Origin of the sequence: Thiorhodococcus mannitoliphagus (genome assembly GCF_010915725.1) — a bacterium.
In the GTDB taxonomy this organism is placed as follows: domain Bacteria; phylum Pseudomonadota; class Gammaproteobacteria; order Chromatiales; family Chromatiaceae; genus Thiorhodococcus; species Thiorhodococcus mannitoliphagus.
Genome location: NZ_JAAIJR010000396.1, coordinates 1 through 752, shown reverse-complemented (window position 1 = coordinate 752; position 752 = coordinate 1). Strand labels below are relative to the sequence as shown.

General features: G+C 66.9%; 1 protein-coding gene. It reads left to right on the top strand.

Annotation, left to right across the window (positions count from 1 at the left end; genetic code table 11):
• Positions 1-752 (top strand): IS630 family transposase (locus G3480_RS28840; protein ID WP_164657273.1); only part of this gene is annotated, 752 nt, incomplete at both ends.

Below are 752 nucleotides of genomic sequence, written 5' to 3'. Positions count from 1 at the left end.
CCGATTCCCATTTCCCTCACCGACAAAGAACGTACCCAGTTGGAGGCGTTGGTGCGTCAGCACACCACTGCGCAGCAACTGGCGACCCGAGCCCGAATCATTCTCGCCGCCGACGCCGGCACGGGGGTGCACGAAACGGCCGCCACGTTGCAGGTCAGTCGCTCGTTGGTCCAACGCTGGCGCCGCCGCTGGCGCGAGCGCGCGGATCACCCGGTGCTTGAGCGTTTGAGCGATTGCCCGCGTTCGGGGACGCCGCCGACCTTCACCCCCGAGCAGATCTGCGCCATCATTGCCCTGGCGTGCGAGCCTGCGGTCCGCGAGGGGGTGAAGCTGGCGCGCTGGACCCATGAGGACTTGGCCAAAGAGGCCAAGGCGCGTGGGATCGTCGACGCCATCTCCGCGCACTCCATCGGACGCTTCTTACGCGAGGTCGATCTCAAGCCGCATCGCGTGCAAGGCTGGATCAACACCCCGCGCGATGGTGATTTCGCCGAGCGCTGTCGGGATGTCTGCGAGACCTATCGCCTGGCCCCGGAACGTGCCGCCGAAGGCATTGAGACCCGCAGCATCGACGAGATGACCGGGGTGCAAGCGCTCGAGCGCGCAGCGCCGACCCAGCGTGCCCGCCCAGGGCGCGCCGAGCGGCAAGAATTCGAATACATCCGCCACGGCACTCTCACCCTCATCGCGACCTTCTGCGTGGTCACCGGGCAGGTCTTCTACCATCTTGGCGAGACCCGCACGAGCGAGGA